Annotated in this window: 21 protein-coding genes and 1 pseudogene; 12 read left to right on the top strand and 10 right to left on the bottom strand. The window is 67.2% G+C overall.

Going from position 1 to position 20835, the window contains the following annotated elements:
* Positions 1 to 27: 27 nt before the first annotated feature.
* Positions 28 to 999, bottom strand: a complete 972-nt coding sequence (locus QFZ47_RS02870) for a Bug family tripartite tricarboxylate transporter substrate binding protein (RefSeq protein ID WP_307654187.1) — start codon at positions 997 to 999, stop codon at positions 28 to 30.
* Positions 1000 to 1160: 161 nt separating this feature from the next.
* On the opposite strand from QFZ47_RS02870, the gene QFZ47_RS02865 reads away from it, so the two are divergent.
* Positions 1161 to 2057, top strand: coding sequence for a LysR substrate-binding domain-containing protein (locus tag QFZ47_RS02865; protein WP_307654186.1), 897 nt, complete (start codon positions 1161 to 1163; stop codon positions 2055 to 2057).
* On the top strand, positions 2057 to 2497 hold the full coding sequence (locus tag QFZ47_RS02860; protein ID WP_307654185.1) for an NUDIX hydrolase: 441 nt from the start codon (positions 2057 to 2059) through the stop codon (positions 2495 to 2497). The genes QFZ47_RS02865 and QFZ47_RS02860 overlap by 1 nt, the downstream gene beginning before the upstream one ends.
* Positions 2498 to 2523: 26 nt before the next feature.
* Here the strand turns inward: QFZ47_RS02860 and QFZ47_RS02855 are convergent, their stop codons facing one another.
* Positions 2524 to 3063, bottom strand: coding sequence for a cupin domain-containing protein (locus QFZ47_RS02855; RefSeq protein ID WP_307654184.1), 540 nt, complete (start codon positions 3061 to 3063; stop codon positions 2524 to 2526).
* Entirely contained in the window at positions 3060 to 3803 is a 744-nt protein-coding gene (locus QFZ47_RS02850) for an NAD-dependent epimerase/dehydratase family protein (RefSeq protein WP_307654183.1), read from the bottom strand. The genes QFZ47_RS02855 and QFZ47_RS02850 overlap by 4 nt, the downstream gene beginning before the upstream one ends.
* 87 nt (positions 3804 to 3890) lie before the next feature.
* On the opposite strand from QFZ47_RS02850, the gene pdxR reads away from it, so the two are divergent.
* Positions 3891 to 5336: a MocR-like pyridoxine biosynthesis transcription factor PdxR gene (gene pdxR / locus QFZ47_RS02845; RefSeq protein WP_307654182.1), complete on the top strand. Its 1446-nt coding sequence runs from the start codon at positions 3891 to 3893 to the stop codon at positions 5334 to 5336.
* A gap of 52 nt (positions 5337 to 5388) precedes the next feature.
* Here pdxR and QFZ47_RS02840 read toward each other — a convergent pair whose 3' ends face one another.
* Together QFZ47_RS02840 and QFZ47_RS02835 are read right to left on the bottom strand one after the other, a co-directional pair.
* Positions 5389 to 6531: a hypothetical protein gene (locus tag QFZ47_RS02840; RefSeq protein ID WP_307654181.1), complete on the bottom strand. Its 1143-nt coding sequence runs from the start codon at positions 6529 to 6531 to the stop codon at positions 5389 to 5391.
* 51 nt (positions 6532 to 6582) lie between these two features.
* Positions 6583 to 7485 (bottom strand): LysR substrate-binding domain-containing protein, encoded by a 903-nt coding sequence (locus tag QFZ47_RS02835; protein ID WP_307654180.1) that lies wholly within the window; start codon positions 7483 to 7485, stop codon positions 6583 to 6585.
* Between the two features lie 123 nt (positions 7486 to 7608).
* Between QFZ47_RS02835 and QFZ47_RS02830 the strand changes: the two genes are divergently transcribed.
* The 7 genes from QFZ47_RS02830 to QFZ47_RS02800 all read left to right on the top strand — a co-directional run bounded on the left by QFZ47_RS02830 (position 7609) and on the right by QFZ47_RS02800 (position 14204).
* Positions 7609 to 8772 carry a CaiB/BaiF CoA transferase family protein gene (locus QFZ47_RS02830; RefSeq protein ID WP_307654179.1) on the top strand — a complete coding sequence of 388 codons (1164 nt, stop codon included), beginning with the start codon at positions 7609 to 7611 and terminating at the stop codon, positions 8770 to 8772.
* A 48-nt stretch (positions 8773 to 8820) separates the two neighbouring features.
* The gene (locus tag QFZ47_RS02825; protein WP_307654178.1) at positions 8821 to 9741 is read left to right on the top strand and encodes a dioxygenase family protein; all 921 of its coding nucleotides are present in this window, start codon (positions 8821 to 8823) and stop codon (positions 9739 to 9741) included.
* Between the two features lie 12 nt (positions 9742 to 9753).
* Complete coding sequence (locus QFZ47_RS02820; protein WP_307654177.1) at positions 9754 to 10560, top strand: citryl-CoA lyase; 807 nt, start codon at positions 9754 to 9756, stop codon at positions 10558 to 10560.
* Positions 10557 to 11525, top strand: coding sequence for a Bug family tripartite tricarboxylate transporter substrate binding protein (locus QFZ47_RS02815; protein ID WP_307654176.1), 969 nt, complete (start codon positions 10557 to 10559; stop codon positions 11523 to 11525). Before QFZ47_RS02820 ends, QFZ47_RS02815 begins: the two co-directional genes overlap by 4 nt.
* A gap of 50 nt (positions 11526 to 11575) precedes the next feature.
* Entirely contained in the window at positions 11576 to 12562 is a 987-nt protein-coding gene (locus QFZ47_RS02810; RefSeq protein ID WP_307654175.1) for a Bug family tripartite tricarboxylate transporter substrate binding protein, read from the top strand.
* A gap of 51 nt (positions 12563 to 12613) precedes the next feature.
* Positions 12614 to 13234: an aminoglycoside adenylyltransferase family protein gene (locus tag QFZ47_RS02805; RefSeq protein ID WP_307654174.1), complete on the top strand. Its 621-nt coding sequence runs from the start codon at positions 12614 to 12616 to the stop codon at positions 13232 to 13234.
* A gap of 109 nt (positions 13235 to 13343) precedes the next feature.
* Positions 13344 to 14204, top strand: coding sequence for an NmrA family NAD(P)-binding protein (locus QFZ47_RS02800; protein WP_307654173.1), 861 nt, complete (start codon positions 13344 to 13346; stop codon positions 14202 to 14204).
* 20 nt (positions 14205 to 14224) lie between these two features.
* On the opposite strand, the gene QFZ47_RS02795 is transcribed toward QFZ47_RS02800, so the two are convergent.
* Positions 14225 to 16003, bottom strand: a complete 1779-nt coding sequence (locus QFZ47_RS02795) for an alkaline phosphatase D family protein (RefSeq protein WP_307654172.1) — start codon at positions 16001 to 16003, stop codon at positions 14225 to 14227.
* A 163-nt stretch (positions 16004 to 16166) separates the two neighbouring features.
* On the bottom strand, positions 16167 to 16760 hold the full coding sequence (locus tag QFZ47_RS02790) for a hypothetical protein (RefSeq protein ID WP_307654171.1): 594 nt from the start codon (positions 16758 to 16760) through the stop codon (positions 16167 to 16169).
* Between the two features lie 232 nt (positions 16761 to 16992).
* On the opposite strand from QFZ47_RS02790, the gene QFZ47_RS02785 reads away from it, so the two are divergent.
* Both QFZ47_RS02785 and QFZ47_RS02780 read left to right on the top strand, forming a co-directional pair.
* Positions 16993 to 17463: a helix-turn-helix domain-containing protein gene (locus QFZ47_RS02785; protein ID WP_307654170.1), complete on the top strand. Its 471-nt coding sequence runs from the start codon at positions 16993 to 16995 to the stop codon at positions 17461 to 17463.
* Positions 17375 to 17851: pseudogene (locus QFZ47_RS02780) on the top strand (nucleotidyl transferase AbiEii/AbiGii toxin family protein); the annotation flags it as partial. The gene QFZ47_RS02785 and the pseudogene QFZ47_RS02780, both read left to right, overlap by 89 nt.
* 219 nt (positions 17852 to 18070) lie before the next feature.
* Here the strand turns inward: QFZ47_RS02780 and QFZ47_RS02775 are convergent.
* Genes QFZ47_RS02775 through QFZ47_RS02765 form a run of 3 tightly spaced genes read right to left on the bottom strand, consistent with a single transcriptional unit; the run spans position 18071 to position 20802 of the window.
* Entirely contained in the window at positions 18071 to 18892 is an 822-nt protein-coding gene (locus QFZ47_RS02775) for an ABC transporter permease (RefSeq protein WP_307654169.1), read from the bottom strand.
* 1 nt (position 18893) lies between these two features.
* A complete protein-coding gene (locus tag QFZ47_RS02770; protein ID WP_307654168.1) occupies positions 18894 to 19742 on the bottom strand; it encodes an ABC transporter permease in 849 nt (282 codons plus the stop codon).
* Between the two features lie 31 nt (positions 19743 to 19773).
* Positions 19774 to 20802 (bottom strand): ABC transporter substrate-binding protein, encoded by a 1029-nt coding sequence (locus tag QFZ47_RS02765; RefSeq protein WP_307654167.1) that lies wholly within the window; start codon positions 20800 to 20802, stop codon positions 19774 to 19776.
* Positions 20803 to 20835 lie beyond the last annotated feature (33 nt).

Here is a 20835-nt window from a genome sequence, read left to right as displayed (position 1 = left end):
GGTTCGTTGGAGGAATCGGTCGGGCCTTCAATCGATCTTCGCACCCGAGTCCTTGACGATCTTGGCCCACTTGACCGTTTCGCGGCGCGAGAGTGCGAGGAACTGCTCCGAGGTTCCGAAATCGGTCTCGGCACCCAGCAGCCTGAAGCGCTCGCGCAACGCCGGGTTGGCCAGCGCGGTACGGATCTCGGCATTGAGCCGCTCCACCACCTCCTTGGGCATGCGGGCCGGCCCGATGATGCCGCCCCAGGCCTCCACCTCGAAGCCCGGTACGCCGGCTTCGGCAATGGTGGGAATGTCCGGATAGGTGGGCGAGCGCTGGCGCGACGAGATGCCCAGCGCCCTCACTTTGCCCGCCTGGGCCTGCGGGCCGGACACCGGCGTGTTGACCATCATGAGTTGCACGCCGCCGCCGATCAGGTCGGTGATCGCCGCCGTCGCGGCCTTGTAGGGCACGTGCAGCATGTCGGTGCCGGTCATGGACTTGAAGAGCTCGACGCCCAGATGCGCGGTGGTGCCGTTGCCGTCGGATGCGAAGGCCAGCTTGCCCGGGTTCTTCTTAGCGTAGGCAATCAGCTCGGGCACGCTCTTCACCGGCAGGTCGTTGTTGACGATCAGCAGGTTGGACAGGCGCAGCGTGTTGGCGACCAGCGTCAGGTCTTTCTCGACGTCGTACGGCACGTTGGGCAGCAGCGACCGGTTGGTGGCCAGCGAGACGATGTTGCCGTAGGCCAGCGTGTAGCCGTCCGGCGCCGAGTGGACGAGGTCCATGGTGCCGATCGTGTAGGAGCCACCGGGCTTGTTGTCGATCACGATGGGCACGCCCATCTGTTGCGACAGCTGCGCGCCCAGTGCGCGCATCAGCGCGTCGGGCGCGCCGCCCGGGGCCGAGGGCACGATCAGGCGGATCGCCTTGTCGGGATAGGCCGCAAGGACCGGCATCGAGACCACCGCCACCGCGGCGAGGACGAGAGCACACAGCAAGGCACGTGGACGCATGGCAGAACTCCGGCAATGAAGAATCGGTGCCGCCATGATCCGTTTGCAAGCCGCCTTGGACAAGCCATGTTTTATGGGTTTAGCATGCGCTTTTCTCATGCACGCCACCGGTGCGCAGAGCCAATACCAGCGTGCGCACGCACCATACTTGTTCTTTTCTCATGAACCATCACGTCCGCGCTCCGTCGACGATGTCCCTGATGTGCCTGGAAGCCAGCGCGCGCCTGCGCTCCTTCACCGCCGCCGCGCAAGAGCTGCGCCTCACGCAGGGCGCGGTGAGCCGACAAGTCCAGACGCTGGAAGAGCGTCTTCGCGTCAAGCTCTTCACACGGCGGCGCGAGGCCCTGGCCTTGACGGACGCGGGCCGCTACTACCTGGGCGAAGTCGCGCCGCTGCTGCAGCGGCTGGAACGTGCCACGGCCAACGTCATGGCGCTCAAGGGCCGGGGAGGCGAGTTGTCGCTGTCGGTCGGTGCGTCGATCGGCAGCTACTGGCTGATTCCGCGCCTGCCTGCGTTCACGCGCGAGCATGGAGAAATCACGCTCAACCTGGGCACGCGCGTGGGGCCGGTGGATTTCAGCGCCACGCCGGTCGATGCATCGCTGGAGTTCGGCGATGGCCAGCGTCCGGGCCTGCACAGCGAGTTCGTGCTGCCGCTGATCCTCTCGCCTTACGCGGCCCCCGCATGGATCGCCGCCCACGGCGCGGCCGTCGATGCGAACACGCCGCGCTCGGCCTTGATCCACCATCAAACCCTGCCCGGCGCATGGGACGAATGGTTCGCGCGCGAGGGCATCGCGGCCGAAGCAGGACGCGAGGGGCCGCGCTACGACATCATGTCCATGGCCCTCAACGCCGCCGTTGCCGGCATGGGCGTGGCGCTGCTGCCGCCCTACATGAGCGACGACATGATGGCTTCGGGGCGCCTGCGGCGGCTGTCGCGCCGCAAATGGCGCTATGCCAAGGGCTACTACCTCGTCTACCCGGAAGAGTCCGCGCAGATGCAGTCGCTGCAGGTCTTCAGGGACTGGCTGCTGGCGCAGGCGAGCGACGTCTGATGAAAACCACTTCCTACGGCGTGCTCATCGTCAACGAGCAAGGCCAGCTTCTCATGGCGCATGCAACGGGCCAGAAGCACTGGGACATCCCCAAGGGCGGCGCAGAAGCAGGCGAGTCCGCGCGCGAGGCGGCCGTCCGTGAAGTCCGGGAAGAGACGGGCATCGAGCTGGCCCCGGATTCGATGGAGGAACTCGGGCGCATGCCTTACCGCCCAAGCAAGGACCTGCACCTGTTCCGCGTCTTCGTGCACACGCGCGACTGCGACATTGCGGCGTGCAAGTGCACGAGCTTCTTTCCTCACCATGCCTCAGGCGCGATGACGCCCGAGGTGGACCAGTTCAAGTGGGTGGACACCGCAGACGTACCGGCGCTGGCCGCAAAGTCGATGACGGCGCTGCTTCGGACGCTGTCCGGCTTTGGAACGACGAGGGACATCTGACGCCGTTTGCACCTCGATGAGCCCCCTCAATCGGCATCGGGCGGCAGCACCAGCGGGCCGCAGTTCTCGTCGGCAACGAACACCGCCACCAGTTTCGCAGGGCGCACGGGATCGGGGTTCTCCGCAAAGAGATGCAGCGTGCGCGGCGGCTCGAAGAAGGTCTCGCCGCTCTTGTAGGTGCCCACCGGTCCGCCGCCGAGCTGCGAGCGGATCGTGCCTTCGAGAATGATCGCGGTCACCGAGCCCGGATGCCGATGGGCCGGCGAATAGGCCAGCGGCGGAAAGTCGACGAGCACGGTGGTCACCGACTTGCCCGGCACGTTCGGCAATGCCTCGCACGAAAGCACCTTGACCGAGGTCGCGGGCCTCGCATCGGCGCCCGAGCCCGCGGGCGCCGGCACCGACGAGAACATCGGCCGGGCCACGCTGCTGCACACATCGGCGAACCATTGCGCCGCCTCCTGCCGGTTGCCGTGCGGCATCAGCGCCCAGCCTGCGGCCAGCACCAGGGAGAGCGCCGCGACGCCGGCGCCGAGCGGGCCGCGATGAAGCCGGGATGCCTTCACGATGCAACTCCATGCCGCAGCCGCAGCGATGCCTGCCAGCCCAGCTCGCGTTTCGCTTTCTCGCTGCTGACCTCGGGGTTGTCCTCGGCGATGTTGAAAACACCGCCGTGCGCATGCCGCAGCGCCAGCACTGCCGCCCAGGCCGCAGCTTCCACATGGACCGGACACGCGCCCCTGGGCTCGGCGGTCGACGTGCCCGGACCGTAGAACTGCCCGTAGCGCAGCACCGTGCCCGTGAGGCCTGCCGCGCCCAGCACGCTGCGCTCCAGCGCCGCCACGCCGCCCACACTGACGCCGCGCGTGCCTTCGGCCGCGAGATCGAGCGGATGTTCCTCGACATGCGGGGTCGCCCCGGGCGCATAGGCCCAGGCGATGCTCTGCGCCACCAGCCGGCGGCTGCCGGCGGCCAGCGCCGCGGCCACGAGGTTGCGCGTGCCCTCGGTGCGCACGCGTGCGTTGCGATGGGCGGCGTCGACCATCAGCTTCGGATCGAGGTCCGGCGGCAAGTCGGTGAGCTGGTGGATCACGATCGCCGGTGCAATGCGCATCAGCGCCGCGCGCAGCGCCTGCGCGTCGAACACATCGACCACGACCGGAATCGCACCGCGGGCCTCCAGCGCCTGCGCGCGCTCGGCACGCCGGGTGCCGCCGTACACGGTGTAGCCCGCGTCGACCAACAAGGGCACGAGCGCGCTACCGACGGCCCCGGTCGCACCCGCCACGAATATCGTCTCGCTCATCGCATGTCCTCTTTCTGCTGGATGTCCGAAGCTTAGGTTTTCGATGCCCTATTCCAAAGAGCCAAGATTCGTCAAAATGAATGGGCCATGATCCAAGAGAAGAAATCTTCCCAGGCCCTCCTGAAGATCGAACGCGCAACGTCCACGCCGCTGCACCGGCAGATCTACGAGCGTTTCCGCACGGCCATCGAGCAAGGTCTGCTTCGCCCGGGCGATCGCGTGGCCTCCGCACGCAGCCTGGCCAGCGAACTGGGCGTGGCGCGGGGCACCGTCGAGACGGCCTACAACCAGCTCGCGGGCGAAGGTTATTTCTCGCCACAGGGCCAGGCGGGCACGGTGGTCTCGCCCTCCCTCCCTTCACCGCGGTCGGTGCGCCGTCTGCCCCGGCAAGCCGAGGCGCGGGCTTTCGACCCGGTACTCGCCGAACCCGCGCCGCCGCCGCCCTTGCAGCTGGGCATTCCCGCACTCGATGCCTTCCCGCGCAAGCTCTGGGCGCGCCTGGTGTCGCGCCGCGCCAGGGCAACAACCGCAGCCGACATGTTCTATGGCGATCCCTCGGGCCACCTGCCGCTGCGCACGGCCATTGCCGCCTACCTGCGGGTGTCGCGTGGCGTCGCGTGCCACCCCTCGCAGGTCTTCGTGACCGGCGGCTACCGCGCATCGCTCGCGCTCATCTCGCACGCGCTGCTCGACAAGGACGACCGCGTGTGGGTGGAAGACCCCGGCTATCCGCCGACGCAGGAGGTGCTGCGCAGCGCCGGCCAGCGCACGGTGCCCGTCCCGGTGGACGAGGAAGGCCTGGTCGTTGCGCGCGGCATGCGCAAGGCAGCGAAGGCGAGGATGGCCGTCGTCACGCCTTCGCACCAGGCGCCGCTGGGTGTCTCGATGTCGCTCGCGCGTCGGCTGCAGCTGCTCGACTGGGCCTCGCAGGCGAAGGCCTGGATCGTCGAGGACGACTACGACGGCGAATACCGCTACGCCGGCCCACCGCTGCCCGCGCTCAAGAGCCTCGACCGCCACGACCGCGTGCTCTACGCCGGCAGCTTCTCGAAGGTGCTGTACCCCGGGTTGGCGCTGGGCTACGTGGTGGTGCCCGATGCACTGCGCGGCGCCTTCGGCGAGGCCGCGCGGACAGGGTCCAACGGATGTCCGCAGATCACGCAGGCGGTGGTGGCCGACTTCATTCGCGAAGGCCACTTCTCGCGCCACCTCAAGAAGATGCGGCTGCTCTATGCGCGCCGCCGCCAGATGCTCGCGGCCGCGCTGCTGAAGGCCTTCGGCAAGGATGTGCGCATCGACCTGCAGGGCGGCGGCATGCACCTGATCGCGCGCTTCGACCGTCAGCGCGAAGGCGACGAGGAGCTGGCCCGCCGAGCGCAACAAGCCGGGCTGAACTGCCAGCCGCTGTCCGCGCGGGGCACGGCGAGCTTCCGCGACGAAGGGCTGCTGATCGGCTTCACCAATGTCGGCTCCGCGCTGCATGCGCAGCAGCTTGCAGCGAAGCTGCGCATGGCCTTGGGCCGCGGGCCCTGAAGTATCCGTGCGGGGACGCAATCCACCGCGCCAGCCATCGTCGGACATCGTCTCAGCCGCGGCCCGGCCATCGTCGCTGCAGATCCATCCGCAGCCCCGCGACTGTGCCGTTCTCGACATGGAGCGCGAAGCGCATCGCCGGACCTTCGACAAGGATCTCGAGTTCCAGCTTCGCCGTCGTCCGGTCGAAGCCCATCTGCGCGCCCTGCCAGGCCGCTACGGCATCGCGAGCCGTCAGTGAAGCCATCTCGACCGTCAGGCCGCGGCCGACAAACTGGGAGCGCAGTCCTATTGCGTTGCGTCCCTCGAGGTGCACTTGCAAGCCCGGCACGGCAATGAGCCCCTCGCCAAGCTGCACCTCGCCCGAGAGCGACGTGCGCCCCAGCAGCAGGCGCGCCTGCTGCGTCAGCCCCTGGCCCGGGCCGCGGCGGCCCTGGCGCAGCATCGACTCCGCGAAGTCTCGCAGCTGCAACTTACCGCGCTCGGAAACCCAAGGGCCCAGCAGGGCCCCGCGGTGCTCGAACACCACGCCCGCGACCGGTGCGGCGGCGAACTGGTACAGGTAGCTGCGCCCGTTGGGCGCGTCGACATAAATGCCCATCCGGCTTACGCCCATGCGCGAGTCGGGGCCGACATGCTCGACGGCCGCATCATTGAAATCGATCTGGCCGTGGCGTATCGGCACCGTCACCTCGGCGTCGAACAGCAGGTGCGCGTCGGTGATCTGGCCGCGGATCGTGCCTTCGGCCTCGCCGAGGGGAGCAAGGCGCCACGCATCGGCCGCAGCCTGGCCGGCCGCCACGCCGGGCGTTGCTGCTGCTGTATCTGCGCCCTGGCTTGCCTCGCGGATCTTCTGGATCTGCGGCGGCAGCACCAACGGGCCATGCAGCTTCATTCCCGAGACCTCGGCCGCGCCCGCCTGGACCGACGCCAGGCGCGGCACGCCGGCCTCGGTGCGCAGCTGGGCCACCAGTTCATGCACGTCGATGCGGCCGATTTCGAGGACGAGCGGCCCCGACGCAAGCCGCAGCGCTGTCGCCTCGAATCGCCGGACCCGGAGTTCGACGGCGCCGTCCGGCATGGGGTGCCAGGTCACACCTTCGAGCGTGCAGCGGTTGCGCCCGGCATCGCCGGAAGCTCCGAGTTCCGATCCGAGTGCGAGTTCGAGGAGGGAAGCCGCGAGCGAGACGGTCATGGCCACTTTCTACCAGAGCGCCACGAATGCGCAGTTGTCCCCGTCAGGTCGTCAACGTACGGCACCCTGCAGGCTGCTGCGCAGCGCCAGCTTGCGCACGATGGTCGAGAACGCGCGCGTGGCCGCCGCGTCGCGCGCCACGGGCGACCACAGCATGCCGGGCGTGCGCACGGGCGTGGGGCTTTCCAGCCGGATGACCACGAGCCCCGAAAGCGGGTTCACCACGTTCGCGGCCACGATGGACGCGAGCTGCGTCTTGGCGACCAGGTCCATCATCGGCGCGAGCGTGTTGATCTCCGCCACCACGTGCGGCTGCGCGCCGCAGGAGCGAAAGCATTCGTCCAGCATCTGGCGCGTGGCAAAGCTGGCCGGCAGCAGCACCATCGGCAGGCGGTGCAGCTCCACCATGCGCACGCGCTTGCGCCGCGCGAGCGGATGTTTTTTGGCCACCACCAGCACCATCTCCTCGTTGTAGAGCGGCTCGAACTGCAGCGGCCCGGGCACGCTCGGCCGGTAGGCGATGCCCAGGTCCAGCGTGCCTTGCTGCAGGCGCGCGGCGATCTGGTCGGCCGACAGCTCCTCGACCACCACCTTCACGCGCGGGTGCCGCGCCTGGAAGCTCGCGATGCAATCAGGGATGAAGCCGAGGTTGAAGGTGTGCGTGGAGCCGACGCGCAATTCGCCGGTCACGTCGGAGCTGTCCCGGCGCAGCGCACCCAGGCCCAGGTCGATCTCGTGCAGGGCCTTGGTGCAGTAGTGCAGGAACTCGTCGCCGGCGTCGGTCAGGCTCACGCGCTTGCCGATGCGGTCGAACAGCGCAACGCCGATCTCCTCCTCGAGCTGCTTGATCTGGTGCGACAGCGTCGACTGCGTCACGTGCAGGCGCTCGGCAGCGCGCGTGAAGTTGAGCGAGCCCGACAGGGCGATGAAGTAGCGCAGGTGTCGGAGTTCCATGGCGTTCCTCGGAGCAATGATCGATGGCATCGATGCTAACGATGGAAAACAATCATTTTCCGAATTCATGGATGCAACCTAAAGTTTCTCCAGCCCCCGACAACAACGACAGGAGACCTCCCGGTGCAAAAAGTCCTCAGCGGCATCAAGGTGCTGGAACAAGGCACGTTCATCACCGGGCCGGCCGCCGGCATGTTCCTCGCGGACCTGGGCGCCGAGGTGGTCAAGATCGAGCAGCCCGGCGCGGGCGATCCGTTCCGCGCCTTCCGCGGCGGCCTCTACAGCCCGCACTTCCAGACCTACAACCGCAACAAGCGCAGCGTCACCCTCAACCCGAAGCTGCCCGAGGACGCGGCCGTGTTCGACGAGCTGGTCAAGGACGCGGACGTCTACATCCAGAATTTCCGCCCCGGTGCCGCCGAGCGGCTGGGCGCCGGCGAATCGAGGCTGCGGGCGCTCAATCCACGGCTCGTGTATTGCGCCATCAGCGGCTTCGGGCAGACCGGCCCCGCGGCCGGGCGCCCCGCCTACGACACGGTGGCGCAGGCCGCGAGCGCCTTCCTCAAGCTGCTGGTGAACCCGGCCAACCCGCGCGTGGTGGGCCCCGCGCTCGCCGACGCCATGACCGGCTTCTACGCCGCCTACGGCGTGCTCGGCGCGCTGGTCGAACGGGGCCGCACCGGCCGCGGGCGCGCGGTCGAGGTGTCGATGCTGGAAGCGATGTGCCACTTCAACCTCGACGCGTTCACGCACTTCTTTTCGGAGGGCGAGGTCATGGGTCCGTTCAGCCGTCCGAGCGTCTCGCAGTCCTATGTGCTGGAGTGCGCGGACGGCTTGTGGATCGCGCTGCACATGTCCTCGCCCGAGAAGTTCTGGCAGGGCCTGGCCAACGCCATCGAGCGCCCTCGCCTGTTCGCGGACCCGCGCTTTGCGTCACGCGAGTCGCGCATCGCGCACCAGGAAGACCTGATCGCATTGCTCGGCGACGTGTTCCGCCAGCAGGCCCGCGCGGCGTGGTGCGCCCGGCTCGAGGCCGAGGACGTGCCGCATGCGCCCATGTACGACACGCGCGAAGCCATGGAAGACCCGCAGGCGCGGCACCTGCAGCTGCAGGTGAGCGCGCCGCATCCCGAAGGCGGCGAGTGGCACACGATCCGCTCGCCGGTGAGCTTCGACGGCGAGCGCGCGCTCGAGGTGACGGCGCCGCCCATGCTCGGCGCCGACAACGCGGCCATCGTCGAGCCGATCCGCCAGCGCCTGGGGCAGCCACCCAACGCCGGGCGCTGACCCCGGCGCAGCCTTCCAAGACAAAACGAGCCAGGAGACAAGAGCACCATGACCACCCCATCGAGCGAAAGCGAGCTGACGCAGACCGTGCTGCAGAGCCTGGAGGGAACGCGCGATGCGCGCTTCCTGCAGCTCATGCAGTCGCTGATCACACACCTGCATGCCTTCATCCGCGAGGTGGACCTGAAGCCCGACGAATGGATGCAGGGCATCGAATTTTTGACGGCCACGGGCCAGACCTGCACCGACAAGCGCCAGGAGTTCATCCTGCTGTCGGACACGCTGGGCGCCTCGATGATGGTCGTGATCCTGGACCAGCTGCGCGCCGCCGCGGGCAAGCGCGGCCGGGCTGCGAACGCAGCGACCGAAGCCACCGAACTCACCGAGGCCACGCATGCCACCGTGCAGGGCCCCTTCTACTGGGAAGGCGCGCCCGATCTGCCGCTCGGCGCCGACGTGGCCCAGGGCGCCCGCGGCGAGCCGACCTTCTACAGCGGCCGCGTCACCGACACCCATGGCCAGCCGCTCGAAGGCGCGCTGCTCGACATCTGGTCGGGCGACGGCGAGGGCGTGTACGACATGCAGGTCGAGGGCGCCGCAATGCAGGCGCGCGCGCGCATCCGCACCGACCACGAAGGCCGCTACTGGTTCTGGTCAATCCGGCCGAGCTTCTACCCGATTCCGGTCGATGGCCCCGTGGGCCGCATGCTGGAGGCCATGGGCCGCCATCCGAACCGCCCCGGTCACATCCACATGATGGTCTCGGCGCCGGGCCATGTGCCCGTGACCACGCACCTGTTCGTGGCGGGCAGCCCGTACATCGAGTCCGATGCCGTGTTCGGCGTGCGGCCGCGGCTGATCGTGGACTTCGAGTCCCACCCGCCGGGCCGCGCGCCGGACGGCAGATCGCTCGAGACGCCCTACTGGTCCGCGCACTACGACTTCCGCCTCGAACCCCGCCACGCCTGAAAGACGACGCCCATGAAAATCGGAAAGTCCACCGTCCCGCGCACCGCCATCTGCACCTCGGATGAACACACCATCGTCGTGCGCGGCCAGGACCTGTGCCAGGAGCTGATCGGGCACCTGTCGTTCACCGACTATTTCTTCCTGCTTCTCACCGGGCGCCGCCCCGATGCCGCGTGCAGCGCCGTGCTCGATGCCACGCTGGTGGCGATTGCCGAGCACGGCCTCGTGCCGAGCGTGCAGGCCAGCCGCATGACCTTCGCGGCCGCGCCCGATGCGCTGCAGGGCGCGGTGGCGGCCGGCATCCTCGGCTGCGGCTCGGTCATCCTCGGCGCTTCGGAAACGGCCGGGCGCCTGTTCATGGATGTGGCGGCGCGCATGGATGCGGGCGCCACGCTGCAGCAGGCCGCCGCCGCGGCCATCACCGAACTCAAGGCCGCGCGCGCCGCGATCCCGGGCTACGGCCATCCGCTGCACAAGGAACGCGATCCGCGCGTCGACCGGCTGATCGAAGTGGCGACGCAAGCGGGCGCCGACCTGCGCTACGTGCGCATCGCCCAGGCGCTGGAAGAAGCGATCCCGGGCATCGTCGGCAAGGACCTGCGCATGAACGTCTCCGCGGCGATTCCGGCGGTGCTGCTGGGCGTGGGCTTTCCGGTGGCGTCGCTGCGGGGCGTGCCCATCCTCGCGCGCACCGCGGGGCTGATCGCGCACCTCGCGGAAGAAGCCGAGATGCCGAGCGGCTTTGCGCTGTCCCACCAGGCCACGCGCGAGCTGCAGTACAAAGGCACCGTGCCTGCGGGCTTCGGGAAGGCGCCATGAAACGCCGCGCGATCCTGGCCGCGGCGCTTGTGGCCGCAGCGATGCTTGCGCAGGGCAGCAGCGCATGGGCCCAGGCAGGCAACGCGCGCCCCCTCAAGCTGGTCGTGCCCTTCGCGGCCGGCACCACGACCGACATCGTGGGACGGGTGCTGGCCGACGCACTCGGGCGCCAGCTGTCGCAGGCGGTAATCGTCGACAACCGGCCCGGCGCGGGCGGGGCCATCGGCAGCGAGCTGGTGGCTCGCTCGGGGGCGGACGCACACACCGTTCTGCTGGGCACCGTGGGCACGCATGCCATCAACGCCTCGCTCTACAAGCGCCTGTCCTACCAGCCGCAGCGCGACTTCGTGCCCCTGGGCTTCGTCGGTGCCACGCCCACGCTGCTGGTCGTGCCCGCTGCGGCGCCGTGGAAAACGGTGGCGGACCTGCGCCAGGCCAGCGGCAAGTCGGTGAGTTTTGCCTCGGCCGGCAACGGCACCTCGGGGCATCTGGCGGGCGAGTTGCTCAACCTGCGGCTCGGCAAGGACTTCGTGCATGTGCCCTATCGCGACGGCGCCCAGGCGCTCACCGAGGTGAGGGCGGGGAACGTGCAATTCATGTTCTATCACCCGGCCGCCGTGCTGCCGCAGATCCGCGCCGGCAAGCTGCGCGCGCTGGGCGCATCGAGCGCCCGGCGAAGCATGGCCGCGCCCGATGTGCCCACGCTGGCCGAGCAGGGCATTCCGGACTTCGACCTGGTCGCGTGGTTCATGTTGTATGCGCCGGCCGACATGCCCGCCGCGCAGCGCGACCGCCTGCGCGACGCCACGCAGGCGGTGCTCGCCCAGCCCGGGGTGCGCGACAAGCTCGCGGCACAGGGCATCGAACCCATGGCGATGAACGCATCGGAAATGGCCGCCTTCGCCGCGGCGGAGATCGCGAAGTGGGGCGAGGCCGTGCGCCGCTCCGGCGCGCAGGTGGATTGAAGAAGACAGAACAACCCAAAACGGGCACCCATCAGCCCAAGGAGACAAGCATGCGTTCGACAACAACCCTCGTCAAGAAAATGCTCGGCCTGGTGCTGGGCCTCGCCGGCAGCCTGGCCACGGGCCATGCAGGTGCCCAGGCACCGGAATGGCCGAGCAAGCCGATCAGGATCGTCGTGGGGTTCGCCCCCGGCACGCCGCCCGACATCTTCGCGCGCATGTACGGCGACTATGCGAGCCGCAAGCTCGGCGTGCCCGTGCTCATCGACAACAAGCCCGGCACGGCCGGCAACCTTGCGTCGGACACCGTCGCCAAGGCGCCGGCGGACGGCTACACCTTCCTCTACAACCTGTCGACGGCGTTCACGATCAACCCGTACATCTACAGCAAGCTGCCGTTCGACCCGGAGAAGGACCTGGTCCCCGTCGCCACCACGACGCGCCAGGGCCTCGTGCTGATCGCCAACACCAAGTTCCCGGCCAAGACCCTCAAGGAGCTCGTGGCCGCGGCAAAGGAAAAGCCAGGCATCTACTCGCACGCCTCCTACGGTGCGGGAAGCCCGTCGCAGCTGATCGTCGAGTCCCTGAAGGACGAGGTGGGCATCACCATGCTGCATGTGCCTTACCGCGCCAGCCCCATCGCCGATCTCGTCGGCGGCCAGGTCGACACGCTGATGGAGCCCATCGCCACGGGCTATCCGCTGATCAGCAGCGGCCGCGTGCAGGCGCTGGCGTACTCGGGGCCCACGCGTCATCCCGCGCTGCCGGACGTGCCCACGCTCTCGGAGGTGATGCCGGGCTTCTCGATGATGTCGTGGCACGGCATCTGGGCGCCCGCGAACACGCCTGCCGCGGTGCTCAACCGGTTCAATGCGGTGTTCGTGGAAGCCAGCAAGGACCCGGACCTCGCCAAGCGCATCAAGGACCTCAACAGCGAGCCGCTGGGCGTCTCGCGCGCCGAGATGAGCGCGATGGTGCGCCGCGACGCGGAGATCTACAGCCGCGTCGTGAAGGCGCGCAACATCCGTGTGGATTGAACTGCGGCGTTCATCGCCTGCCCATTTCCACGGCCCTTAACATCGGCCGCGATGTCCGCTTCGCTTTCACTGCCCCCTGAAATCATCCCGCAGCTGTCGCAGGCGCGCGCCGTGCTCGAGCGCCACCTGGCGCTCGTGATGCTGGACGAAGTCGTGCCCTGGCGCTATCCGCCGCTGCGCGAACTGCAGTTCGGCGAATGGCTGCGCGAGGAGCTGCAGGCCGGCATCGTCGAGCCCGCCATGCCGGACCATGACCTTGCGATCCTGCTCAGCAAGCTCAGGCAGCACAGCGTCTGCGTGATGGGACCGCCCGCGGCCGAACTGTTCGACCCCGTGCCCCGCGCCGATTTCTCGCGGTCGCTGCTGGACACCGTTGCGCAGTGGAACGATGCGCCGGACTGGCAGGGCGACGAGCGCAATGTGGTGCTCGCGCTCGCGCGCATCTGGTTCAGTGCGAGCGCCGGCGAGATCGCGCCCAAGGATGCCGCCGCCGCATGGGCGCTCGAGCGTCTGCCAAGCGAGCACCGGCCCGTGCTGGCGAGCGCGCATGCGGCCTACCTGGGCCATACGCCGGACAACTTGGGCGATCGTCCTACCCAGGTCGCGGCGTTCGTGCGCTACACCAAAATGGTGATCGAGGGCGTCTGCGCAGGCCCTGCGCCCGCGCGGTGAGCCATTGCGCCGCGCCGTGGCGAAGGGTCGGTTCAAAAACCGAACGACATGCGCCGCAGTCGCGCTCCACCAGGCTTTCCTCCAGGCACAACGAACGGGAGAGACACGCATGTACGTCATCATGGGTGGCACAGGACATGTCGGCTCGGCGGTCGCGCAGGCGCTGCTCGGCCGCGGCGAACAAGTGACAATCGTCACGCGCGACGCGAACCGCGCCGGCGCGTGGCGCGCAAAAGGCGCCGCGATCGCCGAGGCAAACGTTGAAGACGTGGCGTCGCTGCGCGCGGCGTTGCAGCACGGCAGCCGCGCCTTCCTGCTCAATCCATCCGCGGACACGGCGGCGGACACCGACGCCATCGAGAGGCGCACGGTCGCCAACATCCTGTCTGCGCTGGAGGGCTCGGGGCTGCAGAAGGTCGTGGCGGAATCGACCGGCGGCGCGCAGCCCGGCGAGCGCATCGGCGATCTGAGCGTCCTGTGGGAACTCGAAGAGGGCCTGCGCCGCCAATCCATTCCGGCGGCCATCAACCGCGCGGCCTACTACATGAGCAACTGGGACGGACTGCTCGGCGCCGTGCGCAGCACGGGCAGGCTGCCCACGATGTACGACCCCGACCTCGCCATCCCCATGGCCGCGCCGCACGACCTCGGCGAGATGGCGGCCCGCAGGCTGGTGTCCTCCCTCGACGACATCGGCATCCGCTACGTGGAGGGTCCGAGGCGCTACTCCTCGGCCGACGTGGCGAAGGCGTTTTCGAAAGCACTCGGCCGGCCGGTCGAGCTCGACGTCACGCCGCGCAGCAAGTGGCAGGAGGCCTACCGCAGCCTCGGTTTTTCCGAAGCTGCGGCGGAGTCGTATGCGCGAATGACCGCGGTGAGCGTCGACGCCAGCTTCGACATGCCCGACGATGCGTTGCGGGGCTCGACCACGCTCGAGGCTTACATCCGCGGCCTGGTGGCGCACTCCTGACCGCGGAGCGCGGTGAACGCTCAGGCAGCGAGCACCTGCAGGTTGCCGACACCCGGCAGCGCGCGCAGCGTGGCGGCCAGCCTCACCGAATAGTCGCGGCTCAGCACCGTGCTGATCTCGATATAGTCGCAGCGCGCCTCGGCCGGCGTCAGCGTCAGCACCGCATAGCCGCGCTTGCTGGTCTCGGCGTAGCGCAGGTCGTCGACCATGCGCCGGAAGCCATCGGCCAGCAGGTCGTTGGCGATCAGCGGCAGCGCCCGCTCGAAGCCGGGAGAAGACACCGAGGAAGTGCCGAACTCCACGCCGAGCCGCTGCCCGGAGGCGTCGGTGAGGTTCCCGGCCCAGGCGTTGTGCGTGTCGCCGGCCAGCGAGATCAGGTTCTTGCCCTGGCTGCGCGCCATGGCAAGCACCGTGTCGCGCGCGGCCGGGTAGCCGTCCCAGGCGTCCAGGTTGTAGGGCACCTTCTGCTGGGTGACCAGGGCCCGCTGGCTGGCGCTGCGCGCGGAGTCCGGAAGCGCCAGCGCCGCCAGGTAGGCGGTCAGCGTCTCGAGGGAGAAGTCGGTCGCGATGCTCAACGGAATGAGCATGCGCATCATGAGCACCTGCTGGCCGAGCACCTGCCAGGTGCAGGGCGATGCGGCCATGCGCTCGGCGAGCCAATCCACCTGCGGCTGCCCCATCAGCTGCCGCGTGGCGGCCGAGGCCTCGCCGGCCAGGTACTGCGCCAGCGTGACCTGCTTGTCGCGGCCGATCAGCCGGGTGTCGAGCATGTGCATCGATGCCAGCGTGCCGAAGTCGAACGAACGGTAGATCCGCAGCGGGTTGGCCGGGTCGGGCAGCCGCGTCGGCAGCCACTCGTGGTAGGCCTGCACGGCCGCCGCGCGCCGTGCGGCAAAGCTGCCCTCGGTTGCTTCGTCGTGATTCTCGGCCCCGCCGGACCACGCGTCGTCCGCCACGTCGTGATCGTCCCACACCGCGATCATCGGCAGCCGCGCATGCAGGGCGCGCAGGTCGCTGTCGGTGCGGTACTGCGCATGGCGCAGGCGGTAGTCCGCGAGCGTCAGGATCTCGTGGTCGGGGTTCGACTCGCGGTCGATGGCAATGGCGAGCTGCGACGCATAGCCCACCCGGCCGTACTCGTAGATGTAGTCTCCCAGGTGCAGCACCACGTCGATGTCGGTGCGCCTGGCGATGTCGGCATAGACATTGAAGTAGCCGCTCGGGAAGTTGGAGCACGACACCACCGCCAGCCTGGCCTGCGACACGCCGCCCACGGGCAGCGTCTTGGTGCGGCCGATGGGCGAGTTCTCGTGGCCCATGGAGAAGCGATAGAAATAGGTGCTGGCCGGCTGGAGGCCCATGGCGTCCACCTTGACCGTGTAGTCGCGCTCGGGGCCGGTGCTCGCGATGCCGCGCGCGACGATGATGCCGAAGCGCTCGTCGCTGGCCACCTCCCAATCGATGTTCAGGGTACCCGGTGCGGGCGCCGTCACGCGGGTCCAGAGGATCACGCGGTCGGACAACGGATCGCCGCTCGCGATGCCGTGCTTGAACACCGAGCCCGCGCTGTCGGGCGGGCTGCCGCCGCCACCACCGATGCCGATGCCTCCTCCTCCGCCACCACCGCCACCACCACAGCCGGTCAAGCTGATGCCGCTGCCCGAGAACATCGCGAACAGCACGGCGCTGCGCAAGAGGGAGCGTCGCGTGGTGCCAGTCAGGGCTTGCGGGGGGTCGGTGTCTGCGTCGTGAATTGCATGGCTTGCCTCGTCGTTCTTCTTCTCATCGCGGGTGCGCATGGCTGTCTCCTGATCCGCCGACGGCAAGACGCACGGCACGCCTCGGTCCCCGTTCGACGTCGGCGCCATTGAATGTGAAGACCTTGGTTTTCAACGTAGGCTGCCGCCGATGCGCGCGTCAGCCGGGAGCGCGCGGCGTGCCGCTCGCGCAAGCACCGGACCATCAGCCCAAGGTATCGAAGAATCGAAAGATCCACGACAGCTGGTAGACCAGCGTGGCCGCCACGAAGACGGTGTGAAAGCGCTGGCTGGTACTCTTGGCTGCCACCATGCACAGCGTCACAAGCACGGGCGTGCGGATCAGGTACTCCAGCGCAAAGCGGGCGAAGTGCGCCTCTCCCTTGATCAGCGTGTCGACCACGTCGAGCAGATAGGTCGCGGCCAGCAAGCCGAAGAACCAGGCGCGGCGGGCATAGAAATAGTCTTCATAGCTCGCGTAATCGCGCATGCTGTCCGGAAAGAGCAGCGCGCACAGCAGGAACAGCACGATCGCGTAGCTGACGATGAAGGCATAGGTGCCGAAGGTCCAGCTCTCGATCTGGTAGAGGCCGAACTCCCACCACCAGAAATGCACCAGCGCCAGCAGCACCGAAGCCACCCAGGCAAGGTGCACCGCATAGAGCCGGTACTGCGCCGGGTGCTGCACGATGCGCGCCACGCCCGACAAAAGCCGCGTCACGCCAAGGCCGATCACCATGCCCATGACGATGCGGATGTGCGGAAAGATGTCGTGGGCGGAGATGGCTTGTTGCTGCATTCAAGGCTTCATGGTGTCGCGACCTCGGTGGCCGCGGGCATGCGCGGTACTGCGGTGCTGGCGGTGCGGTGCTGGCGGGCGACCATCGAGACGCTACAACACGTGAGGCGACGTGCGGCGGAAGGCCCTGTTTCCGATCGGGAATTTGTCGAATGCGGCAGGCATTCTTTCCTTGCTTGATGTCTCTCATTCTGGACAAATCTCCTGATTTTGTCTAATATGAGATACACATATGCCTTCTGCAGCCCCACTTCTCGTCCCCGCGGCCGATCGCCGCCTCACTGCATTCGGCCGGCGTATCCATGCTCGCCGCAAGGCCCTGAAGGTCAGCGCCACCACGGCGGCGGAAGCGGCAGGCGTGTCCCGCATGACACTGCACCGCATCGAACGCGGCGAGCCCTCGGTCACGATGGGTGCGTACATGAATGCCCTCGCGGCGCTGGGCCTGGATGTCGACGTGGTCCCGTCAACGCAATTCGCCCCCCCGGCGCCGGTTTCGGGCGGCGTGCGAATCGCCGACTACGCCCAACTGCGCCGGCTCGCCTGGCAGCTGGCACCGAGCACCGAACTCACGCCCGAAGAGGCATGGGCCACGTACGAACGCAATTGGCGCCATGTCGCCGCATCCGCGCTCGATGCGCGAGAGCGGCACCTGCTTGACGAACTGGCACGCACATTGGGCAGGAAGCCGCTGCATGTTTGAACGCCCGCACCACCGACGGGTCGCCGAGGCACTTGCAATGCTCGACGCCGAACTGCTCGCCGAGAACCACTGCCTGTTCGGCGGCGGCACGGCCATCGCGCTTCGCTATGGCGAGTACCGCGAGTCGGTGGACATCGACTTCCTCGTTTCCGATATCGATGGCTACCGGCAGCTGCGCCAGCTGCTAACCGGCGACCAAGGCCTGAACGCGCTCGCCCGCAAGGGCGCGAAGATCCAGCAGACCGGCGAACTTCGCGCCGATCAATATGGCATCCGATCGACGGTGCGTGTGGGCGACGTCGATATCAAGTTCGAGATCGTGCTCGAAGCACGCATCGGACTCGATGGGCCGGGCGAGCAAGACCGCATCGGCGACATCGCGACGCTCACCGTGCTGGACATGGCCGCAAGCAAGCTGCTCGCGAACTCGGATCGCTGGGCCGACGACAGCGTCTTCCAGGCGCCAGGGGCAAAGCCGCCAACTCCTCATAGCGGGTCCCGCCCCGTCAAAGAAACCCAATGGACAGCCAAGGAATCGCAGCCACCGCAATCGTCCCCACCAGCAGCGCACCATGTCCCGGGCGTGTCCCGCGCCCTCAGCGCTACGCTAATGGTTGTCCTCGATATTGAGGACTTTCCCCAAGCCCAGAAAATAGTTGGCAAACGCAAGCAGTGCCGCCGTCACCGCAATGTAGACAGCGGAGAGCGCCGCCAGGGTCGGGTCGGCAAACTCCCGAACATAGTTGTACATGGCCACCGGCAGCGTCTGCGTGTCCTGTGTCGTCACGAAAAGCGATGCAGTGAATTCGCTGAATGACATGATGGCAGCGAACAGCCATCCACCGAAGAGCCCCGGAGCCAAAAGAGGAACCGTGATGGTGAAAAGCACCTTCACCGGCGGCGCGCCCAGACTGCCCGCCGCCTGCTCGAGCCGTTCGTCCAGGTTCTCCATGGAAACATAGACGCTCCTGAGCACGAAGGGCAGCACCAGCATGACGTGGCACAGGATGACGATGCCGTATCCACGTTGCACCGAGGTCTGCGACACCAGAATGAGCAGGCCCAGCCCCAACGTGAAATGCGGCACCACCAGCGGCGAATGCAGGATCGCGAGAAGGAGCTGCTTGCCCCGGAACTCCAACCGCTTCACGGCGATGGATAGACACGTCCCGATCACCAAAGCAAGGAAAGAGGACCATCCGGTGACGACCATGCTTGAGCGAAATCCTTCCTGGAAATCCGGATAGCTGAACACCCGCGCAAACCACTTGAGTGAATACGATTCAGGCGGAAAAGCAAGGATCGCTTTTTCGTTGAATGCGGCGATCGTCACCACCACCACCGGCAACAATACGAATGCAAGCAGGATGGCGATCAGCAGCGGCCCGGCAACACGCAGCGGCAGAGGCAGGGAACTTCGGATTTTCATTTCAGTGTCCTCCAGCGGCCTTCAGGCGCTTCGTCAAGAGTCCCAAGGCAAAGAGCGCCGCGGTCGTCATCAGCAGCCCCATCACGCTCAGGCTGGCTGCCAGCGGAAAATTCATGGAGGAAAAGCCGAGTTGGTAGACCAGGGTCGACACCGTGGGCACGCGGCCTCCGCCAATCATCTGGGGCGTCGCAAAGGCACTGAAGGTCCAGGCAAAGGCGGTCGTGATGCTGGCCAGAATGCCCGGCATCGAAAGAGGCAGCGTGACCGTGACGAAAGTCTTGACGGGGCCCGCGCCCAGGCTTTGCGCGGCCTTTTCATAGTCGCGGTTGATGTGCGAGATCGCCGTGGCGAGCATCAGGACCACCACGGGAATCGTCACGTGCACCAGCGCGACGAGCACGCCCAAGTGGGTGAACATGAGTTCGAATGGCCATTCGATCAAGCCGAGCTTTCGCAAGGTGCCGTTGATGAAGCCGTTGCTGCCCAGCACGGCGATCCACGAGTAGGTCCGGACGATTTCACCCAGGAATAGCGGCGTGATCGAAACGATCAGGATGAAGGATTTGAGAGCCCGGTTCTTCACGCGAACCAGGGCGTAGGCCAGGGGATAGGCGGCGACAAGCGAGAACACCGTCGTCTCCACACTCAGCAACAAGGTATTGGCAAACGCATCGAGATAGATCGACTTACCCATGCCGGAGAAATTGGCGAAGGTCAGCCCGCCGACATCCAGTGAGCCGGGAACAAACGCCCGAAAGCTGAACTGGAACACCGCGGCCAGTGAGACGGCGATGCCCATCGCAACAATGACGGCTGGAGATACCAGCCAGGCCCGTAGATCGGAGCGCATTCCTGAACCTTGTTCCAGAGACCCAACGGGGTCAGTTCATGATGTTCTCGGTGAACCACTTGCGCCACTCGGCAGTCTTCTCGGCGCGCAGCTTGTTGTCGATGACGATGGTCTGGGTGTCCCACTGTGCCTTGGTGGTGAATACGCCCGGCAGCTTGGCGTCTTCGGCCGAAACCGTTGCGTTGTCGACGACCGGGCTGGCTTTCTTCGAAGCCACGATCCTTGACTGCACTTCGGGCGACAGCGCGATGTTCAGGAACTTGTGGGCCAGGTCGGCCTTGGTGCTTCCCTTCATGATGGCCATGGTGTCAACGCCGAGCACCGCACCTTCCTTGGGCATGACCACCTTGATCGGCACGCCCTGGCTGGCCATGTGGTACGCGTTCATCGAAAGAATGACTTCCACGGGCGTTTCCCCGGTGGCGATCAATTGCTGCGCATTGGCATCGTTGGTATAGAACGCCTTGAAGTTGGGCTTGAGCGCCTTGAGTTTGTCCTGGCCTTTTTCCCAGGACCTGGCATCTCCGCCCGACAGCATGGCGGCAACCGCAATCAAGTGGCTGGGGTCGAAGTCAGGGGCGCTGATCTTGCCTTTCAGGGCCGGATTCCACAGGTCATTCCAGCTTTCGAATTTGACGCTGGGCGGCAGCAGGTCGGCGCGATAGCCGATGGAATACACATAGGCCCAGCTGCCGATGTGGTACGGGCTGATCCTGGCGCGGTCGACCAGGCGGCTGGCGTTCGGGATCTTGCTGTTGTCGAGCTGCTCGAACAGGTCGCTGTTCACGTAGAGCCAGCCGACATGCGAGGTCGTGAACGTGATGTCGCTTTCGGGCTTGGAGGCGAGCTTGGCCTTGTTCAGGCGGTCGATGGTGCCGCCGGTCACGTACTTCACCGGCACGCCGGTCTGCTTCGTGAACTCCTTGCCGATGTTCTCGTCGATGAGGTCGCGGAAGCTGCCACCCCACGTGCTCACCACCAGGGCGTTGTCCTGCGAGTAGGCCGATGTGGCGGCCAGCGTGGCGGAAAGCACGCACAGTGTCAGAAGCTTGCGAATCATTGAAAACCCTCAGATCGAAAAGTTGAACGTTGG

It is taken from the genome of Variovorax paradoxus (assembly GCF_030815975.1).
GTDB classification, from domain to species: domain Bacteria; phylum Pseudomonadota; class Gammaproteobacteria; order Burkholderiales; family Burkholderiaceae_C; genus Variovorax; species Variovorax paradoxus_N.
The sequence above is the reverse complement of the archived record's forward strand: the minus strand, read 5'-3'. Positions and strand labels throughout refer to the sequence as shown.

Coding starts and splice junctions, on each gene's coding strand:
- QFZ47_RS02805 (WP_307654174.1), top strand. CDS start 12,614: ATGTCCGCTTCGCTTTCACTGCCCCCTGAAATCATCCCGCAGCTGTCG.
- QFZ47_RS02840 (WP_307654181.1), bottom strand. CDS start 6,531: ATGACCGTCTCGCTCGCGGCTTCCCTCCTCGAACTCGCACTCGGATCG.
- QFZ47_RS02825 (WP_307654178.1), top strand. CDS start 8,821: ATGACCACCCCATCGAGCGAAAGCGAGCTGACGCAGACCGTGCTGCAG.
- QFZ47_RS02770 (WP_307654168.1), bottom strand. CDS start 19,742: ATGCGCTCCGATCTACGGGCCTGGCTGGTATCTCCAGCCGTCATTGTT.
- QFZ47_RS02790 (WP_307654171.1), bottom strand. CDS start 16,760: ATGCAGCAACAAGCCATCTCCGCCCACGACATCTTTCCGCACATCCGC.
- QFZ47_RS02800 (WP_307654173.1), top strand. CDS start 13,344: ATGTACGTCATCATGGGTGGCACAGGACATGTCGGCTCGGCGGTCGCG.
- QFZ47_RS02815 (WP_307654176.1), top strand. CDS start 10,557: ATGAAACGCCGCGCGATCCTGGCCGCGGCGCTTGTGGCCGCAGCGATG.
- QFZ47_RS02865 (WP_307654186.1), top strand. CDS start 1,161: ATGAACCATCACGTCCGCGCTCCGTCGACGATGTCCCTGATGTGCCTG.
- QFZ47_RS02870 (WP_307654187.1), bottom strand. CDS start 999: ATGCGTCCACGTGCCTTGCTGTGTGCTCTCGTCCTCGCCGCGGTGGCG.
- pdxR (WP_307654182.1), top strand. CDS start 3,891: ATGATCCAAGAGAAGAAATCTTCCCAGGCCCTCCTGAAGATCGAACGC.
- QFZ47_RS02810 (WP_307654175.1), top strand. CDS start 11,576: ATGCGTTCGACAACAACCCTCGTCAAGAAAATGCTCGGCCTGGTGCTG.
- QFZ47_RS02785 (WP_307654170.1), top strand. CDS start 16,993: ATGCCTTCTGCAGCCCCACTTCTCGTCCCCGCGGCCGATCGCCGCCTC.
- QFZ47_RS02820 (WP_307654177.1), top strand. CDS start 9,754: ATGAAAATCGGAAAGTCCACCGTCCCGCGCACCGCCATCTGCACCTCG.
- QFZ47_RS02860 (WP_307654185.1), top strand. CDS start 2,057: ATGAAAACCACTTCCTACGGCGTGCTCATCGTCAACGAGCAAGGCCAG.
- QFZ47_RS02835 (WP_307654180.1), bottom strand. CDS start 7,485: ATGGAACTCCGACACCTGCGCTACTTCATCGCCCTGTCGGGCTCGCTC.
- QFZ47_RS02850 (WP_307654183.1), bottom strand. CDS start 3,803: ATGAGCGAGACGATATTCGTGGCGGGTGCGACCGGGGCCGTCGGTAGC.
- QFZ47_RS02795 (WP_307654172.1), bottom strand. CDS start 16,003: ATGCGCACCCGCGATGAGAAGAAGAACGACGAGGCAAGCCATGCAATT.
- QFZ47_RS02775 (WP_307654169.1), bottom strand. CDS start 18,892: ATGAAAATCCGAAGTTCCCTGCCTCTGCCGCTGCGTGTTGCCGGGCCG.
- QFZ47_RS02765 (WP_307654167.1), bottom strand. CDS start 20,802: ATGATTCGCAAGCTTCTGACACTGTGCGTGCTTTCCGCCACGCTGGCC.